The organism is Sutcliffiella horikoshii (genome assembly GCF_008180725.1).
Taxonomy (GTDB): domain Bacteria; phylum Bacillota; class Bacilli; order Bacillales; family Bacillaceae_I; genus Sutcliffiella_A; species Sutcliffiella_A horikoshii_B.
Genome location: NZ_VTEV01000004.1, coordinates 361,331 through 386,620, shown reverse-complemented (window position 1 = coordinate 386,620; position 25,290 = coordinate 361,331). Strand labels below are relative to the sequence as shown.

27 protein-coding genes are annotated in these 25,290 nt (G+C 40.2%); 1 reads left to right on the top strand and 26 read right to left on the bottom strand.

Features of this window, described 5'->3' with window-relative positions; genetic code table 11:
• Positions 1–71: 71 nt before the first annotated feature.
• The 14 genes from FZC76_RS11935 to FZC76_RS11870 form a co-directional block, all read right to left on the bottom strand.
• Positions 72–1,259, bottom strand: a complete 1,188-nt coding sequence (locus tag FZC76_RS11935; protein WP_148988392.1) for a pyridoxal phosphate-dependent aminotransferase — start codon at positions 1,257–1,259, stop codon at positions 72–74.
• 21 nt (positions 1,260–1,280) lie between these two features.
• Complete coding sequence (locus FZC76_RS11930) at positions 1,281–1,754, bottom strand: cell wall elongation regulator TseB-like domain-containing protein (RefSeq protein WP_148988391.1); 474 nt, start codon at positions 1,752–1,754, stop codon at positions 1,281–1,283.
• Between the two features lie 12 nt (positions 1,755–1,766).
• Positions 1,767–1,937: a YpmA family protein gene (locus tag FZC76_RS11925; RefSeq protein WP_148988390.1), complete on the bottom strand. Its 171-nt coding sequence runs from the start codon at positions 1,935–1,937 to the stop codon at positions 1,767–1,769.
• Positions 1,938–2,298: 361 nt separating this feature from the next.
• Positions 2,299–4,833 (bottom strand): exonuclease domain-containing protein, encoded by a 2,535-nt coding sequence (locus FZC76_RS11920; protein ID WP_187442052.1) that lies wholly within the window; start codon positions 4,831–4,833, stop codon positions 2,299–2,301.
• Between the two features lie 183 nt (positions 4,834–5,016).
• Positions 5,017–5,403 (bottom strand): aspartate 1-decarboxylase, encoded by a 387-nt coding sequence (gene panD / locus FZC76_RS11915; RefSeq protein ID WP_148988388.1) that lies wholly within the window; start codon positions 5,401–5,403, stop codon positions 5,017–5,019.
• 3 nt (positions 5,404–5,406) lie between these two features.
• Positions 5,407–6,267: a pantoate--beta-alanine ligase gene (panC, locus tag FZC76_RS11910; RefSeq protein WP_148988387.1), complete on the bottom strand. Its 861-nt coding sequence runs from the start codon at positions 6,265–6,267 to the stop codon at positions 5,407–5,409.
• 3 nt (positions 6,268–6,270) lie between these two features.
• On the bottom strand, positions 6,271–7,101 hold the full coding sequence (gene panB, locus FZC76_RS11905; RefSeq protein ID WP_148988386.1) for a 3-methyl-2-oxobutanoate hydroxymethyltransferase: 831 nt from the start codon (positions 7,099–7,101) through the stop codon (positions 6,271–6,273).
• Between the two features lie 248 nt (positions 7,102–7,349).
• Positions 7,350–8,303, bottom strand: a complete 954-nt coding sequence (locus FZC76_RS11900) for a biotin--[acetyl-CoA-carboxylase] ligase (protein WP_148988486.1) — start codon at positions 8,301–8,303, stop codon at positions 7,350–7,352.
• Between the two features lie 2 nt (positions 8,304–8,305).
• On the bottom strand, positions 8,306–9,523 hold the full coding sequence (locus FZC76_RS11895; RefSeq protein ID WP_148988385.1) for a CCA tRNA nucleotidyltransferase: 1,218 nt from the start codon (positions 9,521–9,523) through the stop codon (positions 8,306–8,308).
• 23 nt (positions 9,524–9,546) lie between these two features.
• A complete protein-coding gene (bshA, locus tag FZC76_RS11890; protein ID WP_148988384.1) occupies positions 9,547–10,674 on the bottom strand; it encodes an N-acetyl-alpha-D-glucosaminyl L-malate synthase BshA in 1,128 nt (375 codons plus the stop codon).
• Positions 10,675–11,385 carry a bacillithiol biosynthesis deacetylase BshB1 gene (bshB1, locus tag FZC76_RS11885; RefSeq protein ID WP_148988383.1) on the bottom strand — a complete coding sequence of 237 codons (711 nt, stop codon included), beginning with the start codon at positions 11,383–11,385 and terminating at the stop codon, positions 10,675–10,677.
• The gene (gene mgsA / locus FZC76_RS11880) at positions 11,378–11,797 is read right to left on the bottom strand and encodes a methylglyoxal synthase (RefSeq protein ID WP_148988382.1); all 420 of its coding nucleotides are present in this window, start codon (positions 11,795–11,797) and stop codon (positions 11,378–11,380) included. Before mgsA ends, bshB1 begins: the two co-directional genes overlap by 8 nt.
• Positions 11,798–11,810: 13 nt before the next feature.
• Positions 11,811–12,614 carry a 4-hydroxy-tetrahydrodipicolinate reductase gene (dapB, locus tag FZC76_RS11875; protein WP_148988381.1) on the bottom strand — a complete coding sequence of 268 codons (804 nt, stop codon included), beginning with the start codon at positions 12,612–12,614 and terminating at the stop codon, positions 11,811–11,813.
• Positions 12,614–12,952 carry a nucleotide pyrophosphohydrolase gene (locus FZC76_RS11870; RefSeq protein WP_148988380.1) on the bottom strand — a complete coding sequence of 113 codons (339 nt, stop codon included), beginning with the start codon at positions 12,950–12,952 and terminating at the stop codon, positions 12,614–12,616. The genes dapB and FZC76_RS11870 overlap by 1 nt, the downstream gene beginning before the upstream one ends.
• Before the next feature lie 553 nt (positions 12,953–13,505).
• Here FZC76_RS11870 and FZC76_RS11860 point away from each other — a divergent pair.
• Positions 13,506–14,381, top strand: coding sequence for a YitT family protein (locus FZC76_RS11860; protein ID WP_148988378.1), 876 nt, complete (start codon positions 13,506–13,508; stop codon positions 14,379–14,381).
• A gap of 244 nt (positions 14,382–14,625) precedes the next feature.
• On the opposite strand, the gene FZC76_RS11855 is transcribed toward FZC76_RS11860, so the two are convergent.
• The 12 genes from FZC76_RS11855 to aroA all read right to left on the bottom strand — a co-directional run bounded on the left by FZC76_RS11855 (position 14,626) and on the right by aroA (position 25,283).
• On the bottom strand, positions 14,626–15,306 hold the full coding sequence (locus FZC76_RS11855) for a zinc metallopeptidase (protein WP_187442051.1): 681 nt from the start codon (positions 15,304–15,306) through the stop codon (positions 14,626–14,628).
• Positions 15,307–15,389: 83 nt separating this feature from the next.
• Positions 15,390–16,187 (bottom strand): sporulation protein YpjB, encoded by a 798-nt coding sequence (locus FZC76_RS11850; protein WP_148988377.1) that lies wholly within the window; start codon positions 16,185–16,187, stop codon positions 15,390–15,392.
• Positions 16,188–16,246: 59 nt separating this feature from the next.
• Positions 16,247–16,843, bottom strand: coding sequence for a lipoprotein heptaprenylglyceryl N-acetyltransferase LhaT (locus FZC76_RS11845; RefSeq protein WP_148988376.1), 597 nt, complete (start codon positions 16,841–16,843; stop codon positions 16,247–16,249).
• A gap of 71 nt (positions 16,844–16,914) precedes the next feature.
• Entirely contained in the window at positions 16,915–17,709 is a 795-nt protein-coding gene (locus tag FZC76_RS11840; RefSeq protein ID WP_148988375.1) for a menaquinol-cytochrome c reductase cytochrome b/c subunit, read from the bottom strand.
• A 37-nt stretch (positions 17,710–17,746) separates the two neighbouring features.
• Positions 17,747–18,421, bottom strand: a complete 675-nt coding sequence (qcrB, locus tag FZC76_RS11835) for a menaquinol-cytochrome c reductase cytochrome b subunit (protein ID WP_010193681.1) — start codon at positions 18,419–18,421, stop codon at positions 17,747–17,749.
• Positions 18,422–18,424: 3 nt separating this feature from the next.
• The gene (locus FZC76_RS11830) at positions 18,425–18,934 is read right to left on the bottom strand and encodes a ubiquinol-cytochrome c reductase iron-sulfur subunit (protein ID WP_148988374.1); all 510 of its coding nucleotides are present in this window, start codon (positions 18,932–18,934) and stop codon (positions 18,425–18,427) included.
• Between the two features lie 246 nt (positions 18,935–19,180).
• A complete protein-coding gene (locus tag FZC76_RS11825; RefSeq protein WP_148988373.1) occupies positions 19,181–19,639 on the bottom strand; it encodes a YpiF family protein in 459 nt (152 codons plus the stop codon).
• A gap of 117 nt (positions 19,640–19,756) precedes the next feature.
• On the bottom strand, positions 19,757–19,930 hold the full coding sequence (locus tag FZC76_RS23040; RefSeq protein ID WP_187442050.1) for a hypothetical protein: 174 nt from the start codon (positions 19,928–19,930) through the stop codon (positions 19,757–19,759).
• An 883-nt stretch (positions 19,931–20,813) separates the two neighbouring features.
• A complete protein-coding gene (locus FZC76_RS11820; protein ID WP_060663948.1) occupies positions 20,814–21,350 on the bottom strand; it encodes a ReoY family proteolytic degradation factor in 537 nt (178 codons plus the stop codon).
• Positions 21,351–21,382: 32 nt separating this feature from the next.
• Positions 21,383–22,642: a tetratricopeptide repeat protein gene (locus FZC76_RS11815; RefSeq protein ID WP_148988372.1), complete on the bottom strand. Its 1,260-nt coding sequence runs from the start codon at positions 22,640–22,642 to the stop codon at positions 21,383–21,385.
• 44 nt (positions 22,643–22,686) lie between these two features.
• Complete coding sequence (locus FZC76_RS11810; RefSeq protein ID WP_148988371.1) at positions 22,687–23,598, bottom strand: hypothetical protein; 912 nt, start codon at positions 23,596–23,598, stop codon at positions 22,687–22,689.
• 392 nt (positions 23,599–23,990) lie between these two features.
• The gene (aroA, locus tag FZC76_RS11805; RefSeq protein WP_148988370.1) at positions 23,991–25,283 is read right to left on the bottom strand and encodes a 3-phosphoshikimate 1-carboxyvinyltransferase; all 1,293 of its coding nucleotides are present in this window, start codon (positions 25,281–25,283) and stop codon (positions 23,991–23,993) included.
• Positions 25,284–25,290: the final 7 nt, after the last annotated feature.

The following is a 25,290-nucleotide window of genomic DNA, read 5'->3' as shown; positions in this document are numbered from 1 at the left end:
TTATACAAGCCTGTAATATCGTAAGCAAACAATTTTCCATACATTCTACAAAAGGTGAAGGCTAAGTAATTTTACTTAGCCGCCACTTTTGCCATATAGTTTGCAATCCGCTCTACAGCACTTTCCAATAAGTCCAGACTTGTTGCATAAGAAAGACGAACATAATCATCCGCTCCAAATCCTGAACCAGGAACAAGTGCCACCTTTTCTTCCTCCAGCAATGCTTTTACAAAACTATCTACATCATTAAAACCTGCCATTTTTGCAGCTTCAATGGCTTTAGGGAAAAGATAAAATGCCCCCTGTGGCTTAAGGCAATGGAAACCAGGAATCTGATTTAGTTTTTCAAAAATAATGTTTAGTCTCTCCTCAAATGCTTGTCGCATGAGTTCTACATCATCCTGCGGTCCTTGGTATGCAGCAATGGTTGCATATTGTGAAATGGATGTTGGATTTGATGTACTATGGCTTGCTAAGTTTGTCATCGAGCTGATAATGGTTTGGTTTCCTACAGCGTACCCGATTCTCCACCCTGTCATAGAGTGGGATTTGGATACCCCGTTAATGATGACTGTTTGCTCTTTCAATTCTGGTGAAAGTTGAGCAATGGATACGTGTTGGTTTCCATCATAGAGAAGTTTTTCATAAATCTCATCTGATACAATAAGAATATCATGTTCTAGGCATACTTTCCCTAGCACCTCTAGTTCTTCCTTGGTATAAACCATACCTGTTGGGTTACTTGGAGAGTTCAATACTACTGCCTTGGTTTTAGGAGTAATTGTGGCTTTCAGCTGCTCAGCTGTAATTTTAAATTGATTTTCTTCTTTTCCTTCTACATATACAGGTACACCTTCAGCAAGCTTTACTTGTTCTGGATAGCTAACCCAATAAGGAGTTGGAATGATCACTTCGTCCCCTTCATCAAGGATAACTTGGAAAAGAGTATAAAGCGCATGCTTAGCACCGATACAAACAATCACTTCTGAAGGTTTATACGTTAATTCTTGATCACGTTGAAGCTTATTGATGATCTCTTTTTTCAAAGTAGGAAGTCCGCCTGATGGCGTATACTTAGTGAATCCTTTATCCATTGCTTCTTTTGCAGCGTCCATAATATGTGCTGGTGTATTGAAGTCAGGTTCTCCTGCTCCTAAACCGATAACATCATGACCTGCGTCTTTAAGTTCCTTCGCTTTTGCCGTAATTTCCAATGTTGTGGATGGTGTTAATGTTGATACCCTTTTGGCTAATTTCATTTTTACTTCCTCCCGTTACCATTAAAAGATTATTCGTTGAAAGTATTCTCCATTTTCGAATTTAACGTAATAAAGATTATATTGATCATTGATGTCTTTATATTTAATTTCCCATAATGGGGTGTTTTTTTCCATTGCAAGAGAGATGGAAATAATCTCTTTTGGCTCCCTGTCAGTCTGAAGATAGTTCAACACTTCTTCTTTTGGAATTCCGTCGTTCATTTTCATTGTATGGACAATTTCCTTACTTTCTTTCACCCACACAACAAGCTCTTCTTTTTCACTATCGGTTCCTTGTACAATAACATAGGAGTCTGTTCCATTGTATGCCGCTACATCTTCCACTGTTTGCAGCTCTGCCCCTTTTTGGGCAACTGCCACCCCTTTTTCAATCTGATCTTTTACTGGTGACATGGCTGTTTGGTATATAGAGATAAATTGCCACAAAATGATGATGGCAATTATAATAATGCTAAAAATAATCCATTTTTTCATTTCATCACTTCTTTATGTACGATATATTGTAATGACGGCTTTTTCTTTATCTTCCTGGTCTAAAGCCAAGCCAAACATAAGGTTTTCTCTTTTTAATGTTCTGTTTAATGTATCCACGATTTTATATAAATCCGATGAATTCTCTACGGTCACAGTTGACAGAACCTCAATTTTACTTTCCATCCCAAAATCCTCCTGCGTTTAAACAATTTTTGTTACTTATACTGACCTGTATTGTCGGTTAGAATATAAGTACTGAATCACCTATAGTGTTCAAACACATTATAACAGTTTCTATTCAGTTTAGTACATTGATGTACGTGAAAGTATAAAATTTGCTCCTATCCCACACCAACTTTGATGGGTGAATCCTTCTAAAATGGAAGATTCACCCCTTTTTTTATATAAGCCGCAGTTAATTTCCGCAAAAGGCTTCGCTTTCCTAGGGGCGCTGCTGGAGCCTCCTCGGCAAGCCTGCGGGGTCACCACCTAGCGCTATCTCCCTCAGGAGTCTTCGCCTTTTGCTACAATCAACTGCTTTAGACTAATTTAAATTATTCATGATGGCAAAGAAGGAGTCCTTCTTAACAATTGCGTTAGGGATGGATTGTAGGAAGGTGTTACCGTATCTTTTTTCCACCACTCGCTTATCAAAGATGAATATTTCTTTTGGACCTTCTGCTTCTAAAAAGCGACCTATCATTGCTTTGAATCTTAATACTGCTATTGGTAATGATACATCTGTAAATGAATTGCGGCCTTGTCCCTCAACAGTGGTAATTTTAGCTGCCATCACCGGTTCGTCCATTGATTTGAATGGAAGTCGCATGACAACAAGTTTGTCTATTTTTTCACCTTGTAAGTTAACTTCTTCTAGGAATCCGTTAGTAACCAACAGGATGGCCTTTTCAAAGTTGGCTGCAGCTTTTAAAATTTTTTGCTTTCCACCTGACAAACTACTTTGACTGACCACTACTGTTTCATCTGCATTTGGCAGGGATTTGATCGCCTGATAAACAGCAGTCAACATCTCAAGGGAAGAGAAGGTAACAAGAATTCTTCCGCCTCTATCTTCCAAAAGCTCTAATAGTTGCAAGGCAGCAATCTCATTGAATGCTTCATTTTTCCCTCTTGTAATCGCTGGCATATCTGTTGGAATAAATACATCTGGATAATTAGTTCCTGTGTTTTCAACAGTTATGGTCTTAGGATAGAAGTCTGTCAGTCCTAACTCCTCAAGCATATAATCAAAATTCTTGTCCACACTTAATGCTGGTGATATAAAAAGTATACTACTTTTTTGCTGATAAAACATTTCAGCAAGAGTATGGGAAACATCAAGAGGTTGTTCATAAATGGTAACCGAATTCTTTGCCCCTTTTGTGTGAACATCAAACCAAGTTAATCCATGTTTCTCGATACTAAATAACAGGCCATGAAAGGTATCCCTCATTTGTTTCAATGGTGTTGATTCAGCTTCTTTTTCCAACGATAAAAGGACTTCTGTCAACTTCATATACAGCCTCTGGGCAGCTTCTAGAACAGCATACCACCCTGGTGATTTTTCCTTCAACACATCATATCTGTAAATGACTCTTGATTGCTTCTTTTTTGTTCTCAATAGGCAGTAACTTCGGATTAACCGAAATGCCTCGTCCAGCTCCTCTTTTGCCTGTTGGACGACAATGGTTTCCTTAAGTCTGGATAAAGCAAAATATAAATCCAGATAGCTGATTTCTTTCCCAAGGAACCTGCTTACACTTTGGTGAAAAAGACTGGCATCTTCAACAAGAAAATGGTCCATTTGCCTAAAAGCTTCGGGCTTCCAAATTTCCTTTGCTAAAAACATGTGATTTGTAAAGATAATGGAGGCACTTTGTACTCTATTCTTTGCTCTTGTATAAAAACAAAGGTCATCTTGTGAGTCATCAGTTGATTCTCCGTAAGAACAATTGATGGAATCCCAGAGCAACCTTCCACCAGAAGAAAGAGAAAGTTCTTCCATATCACCTGTTTCCGTTTCTGTTAACCAAACAAGAATCTGCGCCTTTGTTAATACAGCATCATAGTTATCATCCGCTTCTCCTAGCACGGTCCCGAACCTCGACAAGCTAAGATAATAATACTTTCCTTTTATTTCTGATAAGAGAAATGCCGCATGCTTATTTAGTGCTAACACTTGTCTCTCAAGCTCCCGCTTCGTTTCTTTTGATACAGAACTCACTACCACTTTCTTGTTTTTTTCCAGAGAAAAAGCGAGCGCGCCTATATTATGCGTTTTGTGAGAGGCTGTAATTTCCAATAAACCATGTTGGCGAGCATCGAGAAGGGCAGTCAATTCTTTATCAATGGGATTTAGCTGACCCTTGACTTTTGTTAGCATCTCATTTTTCACTTTTGCTAGTTCTTCCATAGGCTGCAGGGAAGCTTTTCTAACAGCAAGTTTTTCATCATATAGAACATGGTTAGGAGAAGAAGACACACCATTTTGTTGAAATAAAAGGTGAATATCACTTTTCATCGTATGTAAAAATGTATGTAACTGATGAATTGTAATGGAGGGTAGACGTTGAATCTTCTCCATCAACTTTAGAAAAATAATGGCCGTTGCTTCTGCATCACTATCTGCTCTATGTGGATTGTCATGATTCAACTCATAAAATATAGATAAGTCCGTTAATTTATAGCTTTTTTGTGTAGGCAGTAAAATCCGGGCCAATTCAACTGTATCAAATGTATTTCCTGAAAATGTAGGATGGCCGCTAGTTTTTAGCTCATGTTGCAAGAAAGAAAGATCAAAAGGTACATTGTGAGCAACTAAGGATGAACCTTTTAGCATTTCACAAAGCATAGGAGCTATTTGTGCAAATGTCGGAGCCCTGTCGACCATTTCCTGATTGATATTGGTTAGTTGCTCAATAAAAGGCGGGATGGTACATTGAGGGTTCACAAAGCTTGCAAAGCGCTCGACTATTTCACCATCTTCTATTAAAACAGCGCCAACTTGTATTATTTTGTCATTTTTCTTGGGAGTATTCCCTGTCGTTTCCAAGTCAAGAACGACAAATCGCTGTTTCATTTCATTCCACCTCATTACATCTGTTCAACATATATAAAAGGTACCATAGACATCATCTGAAAAAAATATGTATTTTTATTTTTCCCATGTTTAAATAGAAAAACCCCCTGTTTTGAGGGGGATATGCATAAAACAGTTGATTTTCGAGCATTCCAATGCAATCAACAGATTGTCTCATTCAATTTATAACATCACCGTTGAGGCTGGTTCTGTCCCTAGCATTTCTATGATTTCATTGTATTCGTTCATAACCGCGACTTTTGGTTGATGGTCTTTTACTTTTTCCTCAGCCATCATAGCATAGGATATGACGATGATGACGTCGCCTTCTTGAACGAGTCTTGCTGCTGCACCGTTTAGGCAAAAGTCTTTCCCGCCTCTTTTACCAGGTATAATATATGTTTCAAAGCGTGCACCATTATTATTGTTCACAATTTGTACTTTTTCGTTTGCAGCCATACCAACCGCATCGAGGATATCCTCGTCAATGGTGATACTGCCTACATAATTCAGATTAGATTCCGTTACTCTGGCACGATGTATTTTTGCGTTCATTAGTGTACGAAACAATTTTTATTCCCCCTTAGAATATGAAAAAACCATGTTGTCAATGAGTCTTGCTTTTGAAAATTTCACTGCAATAGCAATGATAATGCTCTCCTCTTCCTTTACCTTCTTTAGTTCTTGAAGGGTCGGATACGTGTAGATCTCTATATATTCCGCTTTGTGTCCTGTATGGAGGAGAATATAGTCCTCCATTTCTTGTTTTACAGCATAGACATCCACTCCGTCTTCCAACTTCGCCTTACCGAGTGAAAGTGCTTTAAACAAGGATGGAGCTTTGCTTCTCTCCACGTCGCTTAAATACACATTACGGGAGCTTTTTGCAAGACCATCTTCTTCCCGGACTGTCCCCACTCTGACCAATTCAATTGGCAGATGGTAGTCATTTATCAAACCGTCAATCACTGCAACTTGCTGTGCATCTTTCATTCCGAAGTATGCTGTATCTGGTGTCACAATCTGGAAAAGTTTCATAACAACTGTTGCTACTCCGTCAAAATGGCCCGGACGATGTTTACCACAAAGAACATCTACTCGTTGTTCCACCTTTATGATGGTTGTACGATTTTCTTTGTACATTTCCTCTACTGAAGGATAAAAAAGATAGTCCACTCCTCGTAATTTTGCAATCTCTTCATCCCGTTTAAAGTCACGAGGATAGGCTTCTAAATCCTCATTTGGTCCGAACTGCAGAGGATTAACAAAAATACTTAACACGACAATATCATTGTTTTCTCTAGCTTCCTTTAGTAATGTTTGATGTCCTTCATGTAGAAAACCCATCGTAGGAACAAAACCGATCTTTTTACCTTGCTGCTTTTCTATTTTTATGACATGTTGCATGTCGTTTATTTGTTTAATGATTTTCACGTTTTATCCCCCATATAAGCGATGCAGTGTTTCCTCTTTCATGGTAAAACTGTGCTCCGGTTTAGGAAAAATATTTTCTTTTACCTCATGAACATACTGTTGCAGACCATCTTTCATTAACATTTGCGAATCCACATAAGAATGCACAAACTTCGGAACCCGGTTTACTCCGTATTTCACGACATCATGGTAAACAAGTACCTGACCGTCAACATCAACACCTGCACCTATGCCGATCACTGGAATGGTCAGTTGAGCAGCTATATCTTTCGCTAGTTGCTTTGGCACGCATTCTAGTACAAGAGCCATTGCCCCTGCCTCTTCAGCTGTCCTTGCATCCTGGATCATTTTCTTGGCACTTTCTACATCTTTACCCTGTACTTTGTAGCCGCCAAGAACCCCAACTGATTGAGGAGTCAACCCCAAATGGGCGACAACTGGAATACCAGCACTTGTCATAGTGGAGATAACATGGAACACTTCACCGCCACCTTCTACTTTCAACGCATGTGCCCCTGATTCCTGAACGATTCTTTTAGCATTTAAGAGGGTGTTTTCCATTGAAAGGTGATAGGACATAAATGGCATATCTGTAACGATAAACGTAGAAGGTGCACCCCTTTTTACTGCTTTCGTATGATGAATCATGTCATCCACCGTGACTGGTACCGTAGATTCGTATCCAAGCACGACCATGCCAAGAGAATCACCCACAAGTATCATGTCAACTCCAGCTTCTTCTGCGAGCTTTGCAGAGGGATAATCGTATGCCGTTAACATGGCGATTTTCTCATTATTTTTTTTCATTTTTAAAAAATCTGATGTAGTTTTCATTTTCCGTCCTCCTTTTTAGTAAGGAGAGGAAAAGAACCGAAAAAATCCCTCTTTTGCGCATGCGAAAGAAGGATGTGGTGTTTAGCTCAAAAAATCATTCAGTTCAATCCCTCTGTCCCAGTCCTTTGGATCAAGGCAGATATTTGGTTGGTTGTATTAAAAGTTTTGAAAAATTGTCAGGTGCAGTTCTATGATAGATACTGCCCAACACCACTATTATAGTGTATGTGATGAAAGAATGCCATCATTTAATCGCTTCCAATTTGAATATCTGCTGAGTGAATATAGTGGGTTACTTCTTGGTCATCCTCAAGCATCAGGACACCATCTTCTGTAATGCCTTTAGCTGTTCCTTCTAATGTTCCTGTGATAGTGCGAGCAATGATCCTCTTGCCGATACTGATAGCATAAGACTCCCATAAAAGTTTGATCGGATAAAATCCATGCTGCAAATACTTATGATAAAGATTTTCAAATTTCATGAGTATGGATTGAATAAGCTCCGCGCGATTGACCTTTTCTCCTAGTTCAATGGACAAAGAGGTTGCAATGGAATGAAGTTCTTCCGGAAATTGTTCCAAAGATTGATTCACATTTATTCCCATGCCGATGATGACAGAATTGATTTTATCTGCTTCTGCCTGCATTTCAGTAAGGATACCTACTGTCTTCTTTTTATTAATCAAAATATCATTAGGCCATTTAATATCTGGACGTAAGCCTGTCACCTCTTCAATCGCCTGAGTGATGGCAACTGCTGTCAATAAAGTCAATTGAGGTGCTTTGGCAGGCGGTAGGTTAGGGCGTAAGATCAGACTCATCCAAACTCCGGTATATTTCGGTGAGTACCAGGCCCTGCTCAGTCTTCCTCTACCAGATGTCTGCTCCTCTGCCACAACCAATGTTCCCTCAGGTACACCATCATAGGCTAATTGATGGGCAATTTTTTGGGTGGAGGTGACAGAATCTTCAAAATGGATTCTTCGCCCCAGTGTTTCCGTTTTTAAGCCAAGAGAGATCTCATTGTGGGATATTTTATCGGGAATTGTTTTTATACGGTATCCTTTTCTTCTTACTGCCTCAAGCTCGTAGCCTTCCTGTCTTAAGTCTTCGATATGCTTCCAAACGGCCGTTCTTGAGCACCCTAACTCTTCGCTTATCTTTTGGCCTGAAAGGAAATCACCTTCAATTTCGGTGAACATTTTCAATAATCTCGATCGTATTTCTGTAGCCAATTGTACACCCACTCCTTCAAAGCCGCTCTTTCATTTTCTATTTCACCATGAATCAAAGCCATTTCCATGTCTGCTAGTATCTCAGAAATCCACTTTCCTCGTTTTCCGCTTGCCAATTCCATTAGGTCATGTCCATTGAACACTATATCTTTCAAACTGTATATCGGAAGTTTGTCGTATAATTCGTTTATCTTCTTTTTAGAAGTTTCTTCGTCCAGACCTAGCACGCACATTACTTGATGAGCTTCTAATGACCGTTCAAGTCCCGCTCTGTAAACAGACTCCTTGTTCCAGCTAAATTGTTGGACTTGTTCCATGAGCAGTAAATTCTCTAGGACCGACTTATTGATTTTCTTTGGTAGTTTCCAGCTAGTTAAAAAAACTTCCACTTCATGCATTTCAAGCTTTAAAACATATGACAATACCGTCCAAATGGCTGACCGGTTCTTAAGATGCTGTAGTGGCATGTCCCCTAGCTCCAACAATTGCTTCTCTTTCCCTTCAAGCTTCGGGAGAAATGCATGAAGACCTGTAGTAACCAAAAGTTCTAATCCAAACTTAAGCCCTTGTCCAAGTAGGAGTTTTTCCATTTCTATCGTTTTTCTTTCAATAGAAACGTTTTCAAGCAACTCTTTGTCTTCTTGTATTCCCAAAAAAGTATCTGCTTCTAAAGAAAAAGACAATTGACTTGCAAAGCGGACAGCCCTAAACATCCTTAAGGCATCCTCTCTGAAGCGATCCGTCGCCTTGCCTACAGTACGAATAACTTTCCTATTTATATCTTTCTCTCCATCAAATGGATCTAGAATTTTACTATGTTTATTCATCGCAATCGCATTCATCGTGAAATCTCTTCGTTTCAAATCTTCCTCTAAGCTCTTCACAAAGATTACTTCATCTGGATGCCGGTTATCGGTATACTTTCCATCTGTTCGGAAAGTAGTCACTTCATAGCTTTCCTGCTCAGACGTTATGACAATAATTGTTCCATGTTCCGCTCCGACATCTACCGTTTTTGGAAAGAAGGCCTGTATTTCTTCAGGAGTGGCGGAAGTGGCTATATCGATATCGCCGATTTCTCTGCCCATTAAGGTATCCCGAACAGAGCCTCCTACAAAGTAAGCCTCATGTCCGTTCGCTTCTAAACGCTCTATGATTTCAATTCCTTGTCGGAAGGCTATGTTCATGGTCTTTCCCCCGTTTTCACCCGTCAGTGCTTAATTAGTTGCTTATACATATCTTCATACTGCTCCACAATTCTTCTTGAACTGAAATGCTCTTTTACTCTTGTAATGGCATTTTCAGCAAATTCTTTATGTAGGTTTGCGTTATCCAATATCTTTACCGCATTTATCGCAATATCTTCTACATCTCCAACATCGCTTAAATAACCTGTCACTCCATCATCTATTACCTCTGGGATTCCACCAATCTTGGTCCCTACTGAAGGAACGCCGCAAGCCATTGCTTCTAATAACACAAGGCCAAAACTCTCTTTTTCTGATAAAAGAAGCATAAGGTCGCTGATGGAGTATAAGTCTTCTAAGTTCTCCTGTTTTCCAAGGAACAGCACCTTATCTTTTAACCCAAGCTCTCTTACTAAATTACAGACCACAGAAATTTCCGGTCCATCACCTACAAGCAGCATTTTGGAGGGTACTTGCTTTTCTATAAGATGGAAAGACTTCACAACATCTTGAACTCGCTTTACTTTCCGGAAATTGGACACATGGATGATGACCTTTTCCTCATCAGATATCCCGTATTGTGTTTTCAAATCTTGCGTATCTTTTTTTGAATACACTCGTTCATCAATAAAGTTATAAACGGTTTGAATGGCCTTCTTTGGTTGCAGTAGGTCATAAGTCTGTTGAACAAGTGACTCAGATACTGCCGTTACTACATCGGATCCTTCAATACCAAAACGAATCATATCGTTTAAAGATGGATCATAACCTAATACCGTAATATCTGTACCATGTAATGTGGTCACTATTTTAAGTTTATCATCCGTCATCTTTTTGGCCAAATAAGCACATACCGCATGAGGGATAGCATAGTGTACATGCAGCAAGTCTAATTTTTCCCTTTTTGCCACTTCTGCCATTTTGCTTGCTAAGGCCAAGTCATAAGGCGGGTATTGAAAAACAGAATACTGATTTACCTGTACTTCATGATAATAAATATTACTATACACTTTATTTAGTCGAAAAGGCATACTCGAGGAGATGAAGTGAATTTCATGCCCCTTTTCCGCCAAGAGTTTTCCTAATTCCGTTGCAATTACCCCAGATCCCCCTACAGTTGGATAGCAGGTAATGCCAATTTTCAATTTCAATTAAATCCCACCTATTAAATCATAATTTAGGACAAGTGGTCCTTTGGCAAAAAAGCCTTCTGCGTACTTGGAGCCGATCTGCTTCCCATATGCCCGTTCACGGCTTATGACTGCGTCCACATACCCATTGGTAAGCGGTGTTTCCACGCCGTCTTTATCTTTTTCGAATTGGCTTGTATAGGCTTGAAGTGCCATTGTTTTTTTATTTATTTGATCTGATACATCTATGTAAAAATCAGGTTTATTCATCCCATTAATCTGATAAAAATAAAGGTTTTCTGGTTTATGTGCTTTTTGGTTCTTGTAATCTTCCACCATTCTAACACCAGAGGAAAAGACTGCCTCTTCCACTAACTTGGCACAATTGCCATGGTCAGGATGGCGGTCTTCAAGGTATGGGGCAAATACAACGCGTGGCCTGTATGTTCTAATGACAGATACGATCTCAGTTATGTATTCTTCTTTCAAATATAATCCCCTATCCGGTAAAGATAGCTGAATAAGTTCATCAAGTTCCAAAATACTTGCAGCCTTGGCTGCCTCACTCTGGCGGATTTCTACGGTGCCGTTGGAAGATTTCTCTGCAAGTGTCAGATTACATATACCGATTTTTAAGCCTTGTTCTTTATACTTGGCAAGTGTGCCTGCCATACCGATTTCAACATCATCAGGATGTGCCCCAAAAGCGAGGATGTCCAGCGGCTCAGTCATGGCTCTCTGCCTCTCTACCGTGAACAATCTCTCTCCAGCTAAGTTCTCCCCTTGCAAGGCCGTGAATTAAAATCTCCGCTGTCCCCATATTGGTTGCTAAGGGAATGGAATATACGTCACATAAACGAAGTAATGCTGTCACATCCGGCTCATGAGGTTGAGCAGTCAATGGATCACGGAAGAAGATTACCAAATCCATTTTATTCTGGGCAATCATGGCGCCAATTTCTTGATCCCCACCAAGTGGTCCAGACTGAAATCGATAAACACTCAAACCAGTCGCCTCCGCAATCCTAAGGCCAGTTGTACCTGTCGCAAAAATTTCATGCTTTTCCAATATGGTTTTATACGCGGTAGCAAATTGAATCATATTCGGTTTTTTCTTATCGTGTGCAATTAAAGCTATCTTCATGACAGTCCCCCCGTTACTCGATAATATTTTCCAAGCCGTATACTAACTCTTCCAGATTCATGATCGTTTCCACAGACAGTTTAACCCCAGACATGAAGCTTGCCCGATTGTAGGAATCATGACGGATTGTCAAAGATTGTCCTTCCCCGCCAAACATTATTTCTTGGTGCGCTACAAGCCCTGGCAATCTAACACTGTGAATTCGAATGCCATCCTTGGTTTCTGCTCCTCTTGCTCCATTGATGGTTTCCTCTTCCTCAGGATGGCCTTGGCGTTTTGGTTCACGCGTCTTAGAAATAAGTTCTGCTGTCTTTATGGCTGTGCCAGACGGAGCATCCAGTTTTCTATCATGATGCAATTCCATGATTTCCACGTCTTGAAAATGTTTTGCTGCCATTTGGGCAAATTTCATCATTAATATGGCTCCCACCGCAAAGTTTGGAGCAATGATAACACCGACTTTTTTGGATTCTGCAAGTTCTGTTAATTCTTGTAGTTCCTCTTCATTAAAGCCAGTAGTACCAACGACAGGGCGAATCCCATGTTCCACTGCAAGTTTGGTATTTATCTTCCCTATTTCAGGAGTGGTAAGATCTATAAGTACATCTGCTTCTATCTCTTTAAAACAAGTTCTTGGATCATTGAAAATTGGCGCATCAATTTTAGGGAACCCTTCCACATCAGAAAGCAATTTGCCTTCATTTACTCTGTCGAGGCAAGCAACCAACTGAAAGTGTTCTGTATTATGTATTAAATCCACTGCTTCTCTTCCCATGCGTCCACGAGGGCCGGCAAGAATGATCTTGATGTTTTTCATTATTTCCCTTCCTCCTCAATCCTTGTCCATCTATCTTTATCTCTTGTTTGAAATTTTTCCATCACACGGTCGTGTGCTTCTTGTAGATCTATATTAAGAGAATTGGCGAAACAAATCATCACAAACAGCATATCACCTAACTCTTCTTCCATCGTATTTTCTTTTTCTGTGCTTTTCTTCGGCTTTTCTCCGTAAAAGTGATTAACTTCACGAGAAAGTTCTCCAAGTTCCTCTGTCATCCTTGCTAGCATCGCTAACGGACTGAAATAACCTTCTTTAAACTGGGAAATATAATGGTCAACTTCCTTTTGTATTTCTTGCATCGTCTTTTCACTCATGCTCATGTCACCTCACCATATCATGTTAGCTAAAACCCTATCATTTGACAAATGATTGAGCTTGATTCTTGCGATTACGCAACACCATCCTGTCAATTATAGTGCAAGGTGTGAGAATCCGGCGGGAGGTAGCGGTAGACTTGAGACCCCACAGGCGCAGCCGAGGCCACTAAAAAACTGATATTATATAGTACTTGGTATTTTTGAGCTGTTGATTGGAGCAAAAGGCGAAGACTCCTGAGGGAGATAGCGCTAGGTGGAGACCCCGAAGGCTTGCCGAGGAGGCTCCAGCAGCGCCCTTAGGAAAGCGAAGCCATTTGCGGAAATCAACAGCGTTGTCTAAACAATTGATAAAATCAAAGCTTTTTCAGTGGCTTAGGCGCAGCCGAGGAGGCTTAAGCACCGCCCCGCGGAAAGCGAACACCTGGAACGGAATCGACAGGAAGTGATAAAAAAACAAATAATAAGCCTTACCCTTTATCTCATTTACTTCTCTTCTCCTTGTCTATTATAATAGAGAGGTTGTAAACTATCTAGGTCTTGGAGGTTCATCATGTTAAAAGGCTTGAAAATCAAAAATATCATCTACATACTAATCGGTTCTGCTATCTTCGCTTTTGGACTTGTCAATTTCAATATGCAAAACAATTTAGCAGAAGGCGGCTTTACAGGTATTACCCTACTTTTATACTTTCTTTTCAGATTTGACCCTTCTTATACCAACCTATTGCTTAATATCCCTATCTTTTTCATTGGTTGGAAGCTGCTTGGTAGGAATACATTTTTCTACACACTTATAGGAACTTTTAGCTTGTCCTTATTTTTATGGATCTTCCAAAGGGTTCCATTGATGTTCCCTCCTCTTGAAGATGACTTAACTTTAGCAGCGTTGTTTGCGGGAGTATTCATCGGAATAGGTTTGGGGATTATTTTCCGATATGGAGGAACAACAGGCGGAGTGGATATTATCGCTCGTCTTGCGCATAAATATATTGGCTGGAGCATGGGAAAAGCGATGTTCATGTTTGATGCAGTGGTCATCGTACTTTCGTTGATCATGTACTTAACTTATCAGGAAGCGATGTACACACTTGTTGCTGTTTTTGTTGCCGCTCGTGTGATTGACTTTATGCAAGAAGGAGCTTATGCTGCCAAAGGCGCTACTATCATTTCCGAAAAGAATGAAGAAATTGCTTCTAAAGTTCATGCGGAAATGGACCGCGGAGTGACGATTTTGCGCGGACAAGGTTCGTTTTCGAAGGTTGAGCGGAATGTGTTGTATTGTGTTGTTGCGAAAAATGAGTTGGTAAAACTTAAAAATGTCATCACTTCTGTAGATCCTCATGCATTTGTGGCCGTCAGTGATGTACATGATGTGCTAGGGGAAGGCTTTACGTTGGATGAGAATAAGAATCCGATGGAGCGATGAGATTTGCTTTTTAAAGTTGGCTGTGGGTTGTCTTGATTTCACTATGAAGACAATTCCACAGCTTTTTTTCTGGCCAAATTGTCTTCATCACCATTGTGAAGACAATTTCAACGTCTTTTACTTGTCAAGATTGTCTTCACCTCCTTTATGAAGACAATTCTACACCATTTTTTTGCTTTAGATTGTCTTCATCCCAAATATTGAAAAGAGCAGCCACTATAATGGCTGCTCCAAATCAATCTAACTATTCCCTACTACCCAAATATATCAAAATAAACCGCACCAGCTCCGCTACCGCAACAGCTGCTGCTGCAACATAAGTCAACGCCGCCGCATTCAGTACTTTCTTTGTTTCACGCTCTTCGTTGTTATTAATGATTCCAAGCGACACCACTTGATCCATCGCACGATTAGATGCGTCAAATTCAACAGGCAAGGTTACCAACTGAAACAAGACCGCAGCCGCCATAAAGATGATTCCAATAAGAATCAGGTTACTTGCACTAAAGATTATCCCTGCGAAAATCAGGAAAAATGACATATTCGAGCCAAGACTAGCGACCGGTACTAACGAATGGCGAAACCGTAAAAATGCGTAATCTTGATTGTCCTGGATGGCATGACCAACCTCATGAGCCGCAATTGCCGCACCCGCTATGGAATTACCGTGATAGTTGTGTGAAGATAACCTAATTGTTTTAGAGCGCGGATCATAATGGTCAGTCAAATGACCCCTGGTTTCTTCCACCCTCACATCGTGAATCCCGTTATCGTGTAATATTCTCCTAGCAACTTCTGCTCCCGGCATTCCGGAAGAGGAAGCAACTTTTGAATACTTTTTATACGCGCTTTTCACTCTTGACTGCGCCCATAGTGGGACAATCAGCAAGAAAGCAAAATAGATTAGATACATTCCCAATCCCATTAGTAAGTCCCTCCTTAGCTTGATTACATAGCTAACTGTAGTCTTCCTATTAGGATTATTTTATTTCCTTTATTTTATCCCTGTCAATCTTTAAGCTTTTTCCGCATTTCGAGCCTCTTAGCTCCCAAGTACTTACGGAAGGCCACATAGGACAGTGTCAATAAAATAAAGCTGCCTGTTGAAATCATTACCCACAAGAGTGAGGGATCTGTTTCATCCTCTTTGAGTTCTTTAAATAGTGCTTTAAGATCTGCCTCAATCACCTGCATATCGTCGAATTCCTCTGAATGCGAAAGTAAAGCCTCTCTATTTTTATCCAAATAATCGATATGGGCATCCATCTTTTGAATATACTCTGGTTTTACATCCATTCTGACACTAGGATGAATCATGTCGTATTCCAATAAAAGTCGTCGATATAATGCCTCATAAGAATCACTGTCCCTCGTATCAACCGAATCTTTCAGCTGTTGAAAGGTCATGATTAACGGGTCTTCCATCTCCACCCACATCGGCTGGTGTTCAGAAGTCATGGCATCTACCGCCAGACGGAGTCTGATGATTGCCCTTACTTTTTCTTCGTGCGGAAGAAGTGTGTCACTAAGGGAGGCCATTGATTGTTGATGAACAACAGATATGATCCTAACTTCATCAGATGGGATTTGCTGATTCGTTACCATCAGCTTTGTAAATTCATCAGAAAAAATATCCATTAGGTTGTGCGCTTCTACATATCGTTCCGTTTTTACCAGCTGAAGTGCATCATCCATAATAAAATTAAGAGCAAATGGCTCTAACGGTTCATGAGAGTGTGCTGTTATACCTGACGGGAAAATAAGTAAAAATAATAGAATAGCTAGTATATGTCTTTTTGCTTTCATCGCTTGTCCCTCCCATATTCTCTACTAAATGTTATGAGAGTGTGGACAAGGTTAGAACATTAATCCAAGGACAACTTTATTCTATTGTTTCGTAAAGAGAAATAATACGCGAGGCCGATGGAAAATATACTTAACCAAAATGTGAAATATCCTATTTGAGGGAAGTATTTCATTAAGCTTCCATACCAAGGCATCATTTTAAATACATAGTCAATAACATCATTATGTAAAGTCCATATTCCTGCTGCTACAAGGTGCCATAGTTTAAAACGATAATATGGACTATATAGAACTCCTTGCACAGCCATCGCTCCATGAGAAACAATTAGCATATACCCTTCTATCGGCAAGTAGCCTGTTTCCATAAGCGTTAACATATTCATCACTACAGCCCATATTCCATATTTAACTAGCGTAATGATCGCTAACGCCTCAAACAGTTTGAAATTCTTTTTTAAAATAAATCCTACCAAGACAAAACAGAAGAAAAGACTTGCCGTAGGACTGTCCGGGACAAAAATAAGAAAAATAGCAGGGGTTTCTGCTAATTGATAACCATACCATATATATCCATAGATGGTCCCAAGAACATTAATAATCAACACCAACCACAGCATCACTGGTGTCTTCAATAAGTGTATAAACCAAGTTAACATCCTATTTCCTCACTTTTTATATTGATGTTTCCATTATACAAAAAAGCTGGCTAAATTAGCCAGCTTCCATGTTATTCTGCTTCCGCAGCTTTTTCATTCATTTCAACTAGGTAGTCACCTAGGATTTTACGCTCTTCGTCCGTACCTTTGAAAATACCGGCTCCCATTCCACCAATACCTTCTACTGCAATCGTCTGATAGTCTTCAGAAGTATAGTCTGGGTTGTCTAGTAATGATGGAGCAACACCAGGGCTACCTTGTAGGTTGTTAGCATGGCATGAAAGACAGGTATTTTCTTGTAGAATCAAGTAACCTTCTGCATTCTCATCAATTTCAATCGCAAGTTCATCTCTGATCTCACCTTGTTCTGCTGCAGCTTCCCAGTCATGAGAATCTACAGACTGCCAAGTCAAGAAGAAGATTGAAGCGATACCAAGTAACATTAGACCAGTAGCAATTGGACGCTTACTTGGGCGACGCTCAGGACCACGGTCTAAGAATGGAGCAAGTAACAATGCACCAAACGCAAGACCAGGCATAATCATTGCACCAATAACAGTGTATGGTCCAGCTGCATATTGATATTTAAGTAGTTCGTATAAGAATAAAAAGTACCAGTCTGGCAACGGGATATACGCAGTATCAGTAGGATCTGCGATACGCTCTAATGGTGATTGGTGAGCGACAGTCAGGCATAGGAATGCGATTAGGAAAACCGCACCAACCATCCATTCTTTTAGCAAGAAGTTTGGCCAGAATGCTTCCGTTTTACCAGGAAACTCGGAATAATCTTTTGGAATATTAGGTTTGCGTACTGCCGGGACACGCGAGTCACCAACAAACTTCATACCTTTTCCTCTATGCATATAGGTTCCCCTCCTTTGTTATCAAAAATAATGAATCTTATAGCGGTCCAGAAATACCTTGCTTACGAATCATGACAAAGTGAGCACCCATTAAGCCAAATAGAGCTGCAGGTAAGAAGAATACATGAATCGCAAAGAAACGAGTCAGTGTTTGAGCACCAACAATTTCAGGATGTCCAGCAAGTAAGGTTTTCACCATATCCCCTATTAATGGGGTTGCAGCGGCGATCTCTAAACCTACTTTTGTTGCAAATAATGCTTTCATATCCCAAGGTAATAGATAACCTGTAAAACCAAGACCTAACATAATGAAGAAGATAAGTACTCCTACCACCCAGTTAAGTTCACGTGGCTTTTTATATGCACCTTGGAAGAAAACACGTAGTGTATGTAAAAACATCATTACGATAACTAAGCTTGCTCCCCAGTGGTGCATACCGCGTACGATTTGACCGAACGCAACTTCATTTTGTAAATAATACACAGATTCCCACGCATTTTTAATGTCCGGAACATAGTACATAGTCAAGAACATACCTGATAGTACTTGGATAACGGTTACGAAGAATGTCAATCCACCGAAGCAATAAACGAATGCGGAGAAGTGATGTGCTGGGTTTACGTGCTCAGGTACCTCGTGGTCAGCGATATCGCGCCACATTGGCGTAATATCTAATCGTTCGTCAACCCAGTCATAAATCTTATTTAACAATTATTACGCCTCCCCTTTAGGTTTTGCGCTACCTAGATATACTTTTCCATCTTCCACTTTATGTGTATAAACATCTAGTGGAGCTAGTGGAGGAGTATTAGGTACGTTGTCACCATTTTTTTCATACAAGCCATAGTGGCATGGACAGAAGAATCTATTCGGATTCGCTTCATCAGAAGCCCAGTTCACCGTACAGCCAAGATGCTTACATACAGGAGATAGTGCAATTACATCTCCATTTTCGGATTTAAAAATCCAAGCAGATCTTGGTTCTTCAGATTCATACCATGCATCAACTTGCTCAATTTTAAAATCAAAACGTTGTGGTTCAGTTGTTAGTTCGCTTTCTTCACAAACATAAACAAGTTCTTGGTCAACTCCAGCTTTAAGCACTGGATCAATTGCAAAACGGACCATTGGCATCAGCATACCTGCTGCCATGAAACCGCCTACACCAGTAAGGGTATAGTTTAAAAATTGACGTCTAGACACGCGATGGTTTTTCTCACTCATTGTTTTCCCCCCTCTATAGAAAGAACTAAGTCCATACGGACAGTAGATTATAACACATAGAAAACTAGGACATTCTCATGATATATCAATCTTGTCCCAAGGTCAATAATCTCCTGCCTTGAAAAAATGGCAAGGTTGTGACGTATTTTTAAACCTTTGAAAATATTTTCGTTTTTTTATTGCTTTTTTAATATCATTTTGCTAGCAGTTTGCCTTTTGGGATATTTTGCACCAATTTCTAACCTTTTAATCCTGCCATTTTTGGATAAACATCGGTAATAACTGATTCATCTGATCTTGAATGATTTTTTGTTTATATTTATCTTCCATATCCTCTAAAGGGATCGCAGGTAACCATATGAGCTTCCCTTCTAATTGCTGTTCTTGCTGACTCCACGAACTGTCGGAAGTCATTAGAAAAACGTGTTTAATATTGTTTTCTTTAATATGTAGAGAAAGGTTATTAAGTTGTGCTACTTTGTTTTCAGCTTGGTCTGATTCAATATAGCTGAATGGAGGCAACAGGATAACTCTTCCTTTAAATTGTCTTTCCAATTCGTAACTTAAAATGTTTATGTATTCTCCGTGGGAGGCAATCGTTTTGATATGGTCCCCGAAACTAATCGGCATCAAGGGAATGATGACGGTATCTATATATTCTTTTGCTTGAACGTATTGGGAGATATCTTTACTTGTCCATTTCATGGTTTGGTTTCATCTCTTTCTTTTAGGGATTTATGGTCGTTCTTTAAATATAAGTTTTGTGATGGGAGAGGTCAAATGTTTTGGGATAACCCACGTGTTTTTCCAATCAAGAACAAATCATCTCTTTCTCAAATACTTAAGAACAAGTAAAAACTGCACAAGATGCAGAATTCGTGGACGAGAAGCATATCGATAATGAAATCCTTGAAGCACAAGCTTTCTTAACAATTCCTGAGCTTCATCATTGACCATTTTAAATTGAAACTTCATTGTCACTGAGGTCTTCATCATAACGGCGATGAGGACCTCTCTTCTCCTTTTTCCTCCTCACTGAGGTCTTCATAACAGCGATGAGGACCTCTCTTCTCCTTTTTTTTCCTCACTGAGGTCTTCATAACAGCGATGAGGACCTCTCTTCTCCTTTTTTCTCCTCACTGAGGTCTTCATAACAGCGATGAGGACCTCTCTTCTCCTTTTTTCTCCTCACTGAGGTCTTCATAACAGCGATGAGGACCTCTCTTCTCCTTTTTTCTCCTCACTGAGGTCTTCATATCTACCATGAGGACCTCTCTTCTCCTTTTTCCTCCTCACTGAGGTCTTCATAACAGCGATGAGGACCTCTCTTCTCCTTTTTCCTCCTCACTGAGGTCTTCATAACATCGATGAGGACCTTTCTTCTCCTTTTTCCGCCTCCCTRAGGTCTTCATAACAGCGATGAGGACCTTTCTTCTCCTTTTTTCTCCTCCCTGAGGTCTTCATAACAGCGATGAGGACCTCTCTTCTCCTTTTTTCTCCTCCCTGAGGTCTTCATAACAGCGATGAGGACCTCTCTTCTCCTTTTTTCTCCTCACTGAGGTCTTCATACCTCCCATGAGGACCTCTCTTCTCCTTTTTTCTCCTCCCTGAGGTCTTTATAACATCCATGAGGACCTCTCTTCTCCTTTTTTCTCCTCCCTGAGGTCTTTATAACATCCATGAGGACCTCTCTTCTCCTTTTTCCTAGTCACAGTAGTCTTCATATCTCCCATGAGAACTTCTCTTCACCTTTTCCACATCACTCAAGTTTTCATCCCGAAGATCAAGCATAAAACTGAAGACTATTCCAACTTTCAATAAATTTATAATTTTCCAATCAACAAAAATCCCCCAACATTTATGTTAGGGGTAAGAACTATTATAATCTCTTCAATTGACCTGTCAGTTTGCGAAATGCTTCTTCATCCTGGCGGTCTAATGCCTCATCAATCATCTTCAATAACTTCTCTTTTTGAAAAGTATAAATGGATTCTTCTAGCATTCTTTCTGCTAAAATACGATCCTTTTCATTAATTTGGGACTGCTTTGGCATAAATGGATTATCTTCAAGTACCGCTGCGTATTGCGGTGAATGATAGACAGACCGGAAATTTAACTGGATATAAATATCCTCATCACGATTAAGCCTAATGTCATGGAAGGACTTCTCAGCGTCCGTCGTCATGACATTTTCCTTATAAAACCTGAATGGCACTTCCTCTACACAATGGGTTGACATGATAATTCCCCGTGGACAAAACTGGGCTTGCTCAACAAAGTGAACTTTCTTCATCAACTGGTCATGACTCATCAAATAGTTTAAAATCCATACACATTCACGTCTTTTTAACTGATAGTTTCCCAAGAACCACCTTATAAAGTCCTTCTTCTCGTTGACAGATACAGGGGTAGCCACAACTATCGTCCCTCCTCTGCGTAGAATATTCCCTACTCTTGTAAATTTAAATACAGATCTTGCAATTCTATGTTGGTTGGGTCAAGTTGTATTAGTTTTTCAAAAAGCGGCTTTGCTTCTTCTCGTTTCCCTTCCTCCAATAAAAAGTGTGCATAATCGTAAAGGAAGCTGCTGTCATCTTTAAAAGAAGTATATGCTTGACGGTAATGATTTAATGCATCCGAATATTTTTCGGTTTGTTGGTAGGCAACAGCTAAGTCCCAATCATATTGCGGGTCGGACTCTCCAAAGTTATTGAGTTCATTTAGGCAGTCTATAACATCTTCATAGCGCTCTTCCTGCAAGAAGATTTTCGTTAAAGTTAAGGCTGCTTCCACATATCCAGGATCGATGGCAATGGCTTCTCTTAATAACTTTTCTGCCTCTTGCACATTCTGCTGTTTCATTGCCACTTTTGCTCCGTACACTTGCAGTTCTTTGTTATATTCATTAACCGCTAACCCTTCTTTTGCAACACGCAAGCTATCTTCTAACAATCCTTCGTGTTCATATGCTTTTGCAAGATACAAGTAAAGAGAGGAGTATTCATAATCCATTTCTTTTACCTGATTAAGTTTTTCGATACTGGTCTTGAAATATCCTGCCTGAAAAGCGGTAAAACCGTATTGAAATAGTACGTCAATTTTCAACTCTTTCTGCAATGCCTGGTCGAAATAAGGCATTGCTTCTTCAAATTGCCCTGTAGCACTGTAGCATTCTGCAAGTCTTTCTTGCAAGGAGAACTCAATTTCATCGGCATGCGGAAGGACTGATTCATAATATGGAATGGCTTTTTTATAGTCGCCTTGAGACAGATATACTTCCGCCAAGGCAAGGCTGATGATCGGTTCTTTTGGTGCAAGTTTTTTCGCAGCAAGTAACTTTTGCTCACTTACCTCAAATAATCCCTGTGCCTGATAAAGGTCTGCAAGTAGAAGCAGAGACTGGATATAGACCTCATCATCTTCTGCTATGTTTTCTAATAACCCCATCGCTTCATCTTCTTCATCTAGATCTATGTGGACTTCAGCCAGTGAAATAATGAGGTCAGACTCTTTTGGAAATTGGTATAGGAGGTTTTGGTAAAGTTGTTTGGCGTCTTCAAGCATGCCGAGTTGTTGATAGATCTGGGCAGTCTGAAACAAATCCTCTTCTCCAAATTTTGATTCGTTTTCTTTTAGGATAGTAAGACCCTGTTCTATGTCCCCGTTATCTATTAGTTCTAGAGCTTTATCAATTACTGTGTAAGACAAAATACTACTTCCCTTCGTTTTTAAAATCCGCCATCACATGTTCTTCAAATCTTTTCAGTGAGTAAGAAGTGCCCTGGAATGGTTACTGTACATTCTTTTCCAAAGCCTGGACGAAATAAAACCTCATCTCCCGCTTTGATAACCGTTCCTTTTTGAACTGTAACTTCTGGAATATGACTATCATAATCCAGATTTTCGATAGTTTCAATAATATGGCCTTCAGGTGACAAATAGAGATTATAGTCTAATTCTCCACCGACCCTCAAATCTCCTTTTGACGGGTAGATACCAATTTTCATTAATAGATCCAAATCAAGCGGTTTCCCCTGTTCTGGACACTCAGTAGAATGTGTTAATTTTTCTTCTTTCATGATCAGTTTCCACTCTTTTTTCTTCTTGTTTTTTTTGGACGGAGAAATGTTTTGCCAGCACGGGAGAAATGTGACCGGAAATTGATACAAGGCATCTTTTATCCACCCCCATGGGACAGAAGAGAGTTCTGTTGTATCATCCATTTGCAAAAAGATGGCAGAAATCTTATACCGTCTGCATTGCCTTACAAATGAAGGTGTGAGTTTATGAAAGGGAATTCTGACAGCAAAATAATAATCAATTGGACTATTTAATAAGAAAGTTCTCGCTCTCTTTAATGTTTGCAATAATTCTTTTTCCCGTTGAACGGTAATGAGAGAAAGAAGGGTTGTACAACCTTTTTTTAGATAGTTGCTTGTGATGAATTGTTTAAACTGCGGAAAAGGCATTTGCTCAAGATTATCGACAAGCATGACATGTCCAGGTGTCAGTACATAGGGGGAAATATCCATTCGCATGGACTTCGCATTGGTAAATGGTCCTTCTTTCATGTAATGGATTTTGTTGTCTTTCACTAGCAGATTGGTATGGAGGAGTGTTGATTTGTTCTTGACTACATTTGCAGCTTCAATAATATATTCCATAGCATCCCCCTCTTTATGTTCTTAAGACAAGCTATGCTTGTGGAGGGGGAAATATTCTATTAACGTGATGATTGGGGTGTACGAAAAAAGTTAGGATTGCTAGTTGAAGGTCGCAAGTAAGGACTGCTACACAAAAATCGCATACCCCCTGCTGGTATCCTGCCTAAAAATCGGGCGATATTTCGAGTTTACAGGCGATTTTCAGCGAAATCGGGCGATAATCTCAATTTACGGGCGAAAACAAAATTTCAAGGTTGAAACGAGTCCCCCATCCTTCGCAAAACTATTGATATACCCCCCCTGCTAGGTTCCAACGACCCTTCAAAGTTAAAGCTACTAAGTACAACAAACTAAAAAGGGCCCATCTGTACGTAGGACCCCTCATCGTAAAATTATCCTCTTCTCAAACTTTCCATATGCTCAAAGAAGCTAGGATACGAAACATTAATTGCTGCATCATTCTGAAGCACGGTTTCTCCTTCTGCAACCAGACTAGCAATGGCTCCCATCATGCCGATACGGTGATCCCCGTAACTGTCTAGAGTGCCAGCATGCAACCTAGTTTTGCCCTTAATGATCATTCCGTCCTCAGTTGCCTCAATGTCCGCTCCAAGCTTTTTCAGCTCGTTCACAACCGTGTCAATACGATTTGTTTCTTTCACCTTCAACTCTTCCGCATCCTTGATTACGGTTGTTCCTTCAGCCTGAGTAGCCATCAATGCGATGATAGGCACTTCATCAATTAGGCGCGGGATGATATCGCCTCCAATTTCGATACCTTTAAGGTCTGAAGTTTCTACTGTAATATCCGCATATGGTTCCGGTCCGTCCTCTACCACTTTAGAATAAGAAACACTTGCCCCCATATTTTTCAGAACTTCTAAAATACCAGTACGAGTAGGATTCAACCCGACCCTTTGCAAAGTAACCTTGCTTCGGGGCACAATTGCACCTGCCACCAGGAAAAACGCTGCAGAAGAGATATCTCCAGGAACGACTATATGCAGATCAGACACCAACTTCTGTCCACCTACCACGCTTACCTTGCATTCTTCCTCTTCTTTTACTTCCACTCCGAATGCACGCAGCATTCTCTCTGTATGATCACGGGATTTAAAAGGTTCACTCACGGAGGTTACCCCTTCAGCCTGCAACCCGGCCAACAGAATGGCAGATTTCACTTGAGCACTAGCTACTGGTGACACGTAATCAAGGCCGCGTAAGCCACCTCCCTGAATGGAGATAGGCGTGAAATTCCCATCTTGATTCCCTTGTATTCTTGCACCCATATCACGTAATGGAACAGTCACCCTCTTCATAGGCCTTTTAGCGATAGACTCGTCCCCAATCAGTACTGAGTGTATGGGCAAGCCGGAAAGGATTCCTATCATTAAACGTGCTGTTGTTCCTGAGTTCCCTACATCCAATATTTCTGATGACTCTCGAAGTCCCTTCAATCCGTTTCCATACACCGTCACATTGGAGCCTTCCTGTTCGATTTTCACTCCAAGCTTGGAGAAACAACTGATTGTACTTAGGCAGTCATCACCCGGGAGGAAGTTCTCCACGGTCGTTTTCCCTTCCGCCATAGAGCCAAACATGACGGAACGATGGGAAATGGATTTATCCCCGGGAATCTGTATGGTTCCTTTTAGCCCGCTCGCGGTACTTGTAAGTTTTTTCATTTACACT

Bases quoted from the DNA above. Each gene is read 5' to 3' on its own strand.
- FZC76_RS11935 (WP_148988392.1), bottom strand. From the start codon at position 1,259: ATGAAATTAGCCAAAAGGGTATCAACATTAACACCATCCACAACATTG.
- FZC76_RS11930 (WP_148988391.1), bottom strand. From the start codon at position 1,754: ATGAAAAAATGGATTATTTTTAGCATTATTATAATTGCCATCATCATT.
- FZC76_RS11925 (WP_148988390.1), bottom strand. From the start codon at position 1,937: ATGGAAAGTAAAATTGAGGTTCTGTCAACTGTGACCGTAGAGAATTCA.
- FZC76_RS11920 (WP_187442052.1), bottom strand. From the start codon at position 4,833: ATGAAACAGCGATTTGTCGTTCTTGACTTGGAAACGACAGGGAATACT.
- panB (WP_148988386.1), bottom strand. From the start codon at position 7,101: ATGAAAACTACATCAGATTTTTTAAAAATGAAAAAAAATAATGAGAAA.
- FZC76_RS11900 (WP_148988486.1), bottom strand. From the start codon at position 8,303: ATGTTCACCGAAATTGAAGGTGATTTCCTTTCAGGCCAAAAGATAAGC.
- FZC76_RS11895 (WP_148988385.1), bottom strand. From the start codon at position 9,523: ATGAACATAGCCTTCCGACAAGGAATTGAAATCATAGAGCGTTTAGAA.
- bshB1 (WP_148988383.1), bottom strand. From the start codon at position 11,385: ATGACTGAGCCGCTGGACATCCTCGCTTTTGGGGCACATCCTGATGAT.
- mgsA (WP_148988382.1), bottom strand. From the start codon at position 11,797: ATGAAGATAGCTTTAATTGCACACGATAAGAAAAAACCGAATATGATT.
- dapB (WP_148988381.1), bottom strand. From the start codon at position 12,614: ATGAAAAACATCAAGATCATTCTTGCCGGCCCTCGTGGACGCATGGGA.
- FZC76_RS11870 (WP_148988380.1), bottom strand. From the start codon at position 12,952: ATGAGTGAAAAGACGATGCAAGAAATACAAAAGGAAGTTGACCATTAT.
- FZC76_RS11860 (WP_148988378.1), top strand. From the start codon at position 13,506: ATGTTAAAAGGCTTGAAAATCAAAAATATCATCTACATACTAATCGGT.
- FZC76_RS11855 (WP_187442051.1), bottom strand. From the start codon at position 15,306: ATGGGATTGGGAATGTATCTAATCTATTTTGCTTTCTTGCTGATTGTC.
- FZC76_RS11850 (WP_148988377.1), bottom strand. From the start codon at position 16,187: ATGAAAGCAAAAAGACATATACTAGCTATTCTATTATTTTTACTTATT.
- FZC76_RS11845 (WP_148988376.1), bottom strand. From the start codon at position 16,843: ATGTTAACTTGGTTTATACACTTATTGAAGACACCAGTGATGCTGTGG.
- FZC76_RS11840 (WP_148988375.1), bottom strand. From the start codon at position 17,709: ATGCATAGAGGAAAAGGTATGAAGTTTGTTGGTGACTCGCGTGTCCCG.
- FZC76_RS11830 (WP_148988374.1), bottom strand. From the start codon at position 18,934: ATGAGTGAGAAAAACCATCGCGTGTCTAGACGTCAATTTTTAAACTAT.
- FZC76_RS11825 (WP_148988373.1), bottom strand. From the start codon at position 19,639: ATGAAATGGACAAGTAAAGATATCTCCCAATACGTTCAAGCAAAAGAA.
- FZC76_RS23040 (WP_187442050.1), bottom strand. From the start codon at position 19,930: ATGATGAAGACCTCAGTGACAATGAAGTTTCAATTTAAAATGGTCAAT.
- FZC76_RS11810 (WP_148988371.1), bottom strand. From the start codon at position 23,598: ATGGAATATATTATTGAAGCTGCAAATGTAGTCAAGAACAAATCAACA.
- aroA (WP_148988370.1), bottom strand. From the start codon at position 25,283: ATGAAAAAACTTACAAGTACCGCGAGCGGGCTAAAAGGAACCATACAG.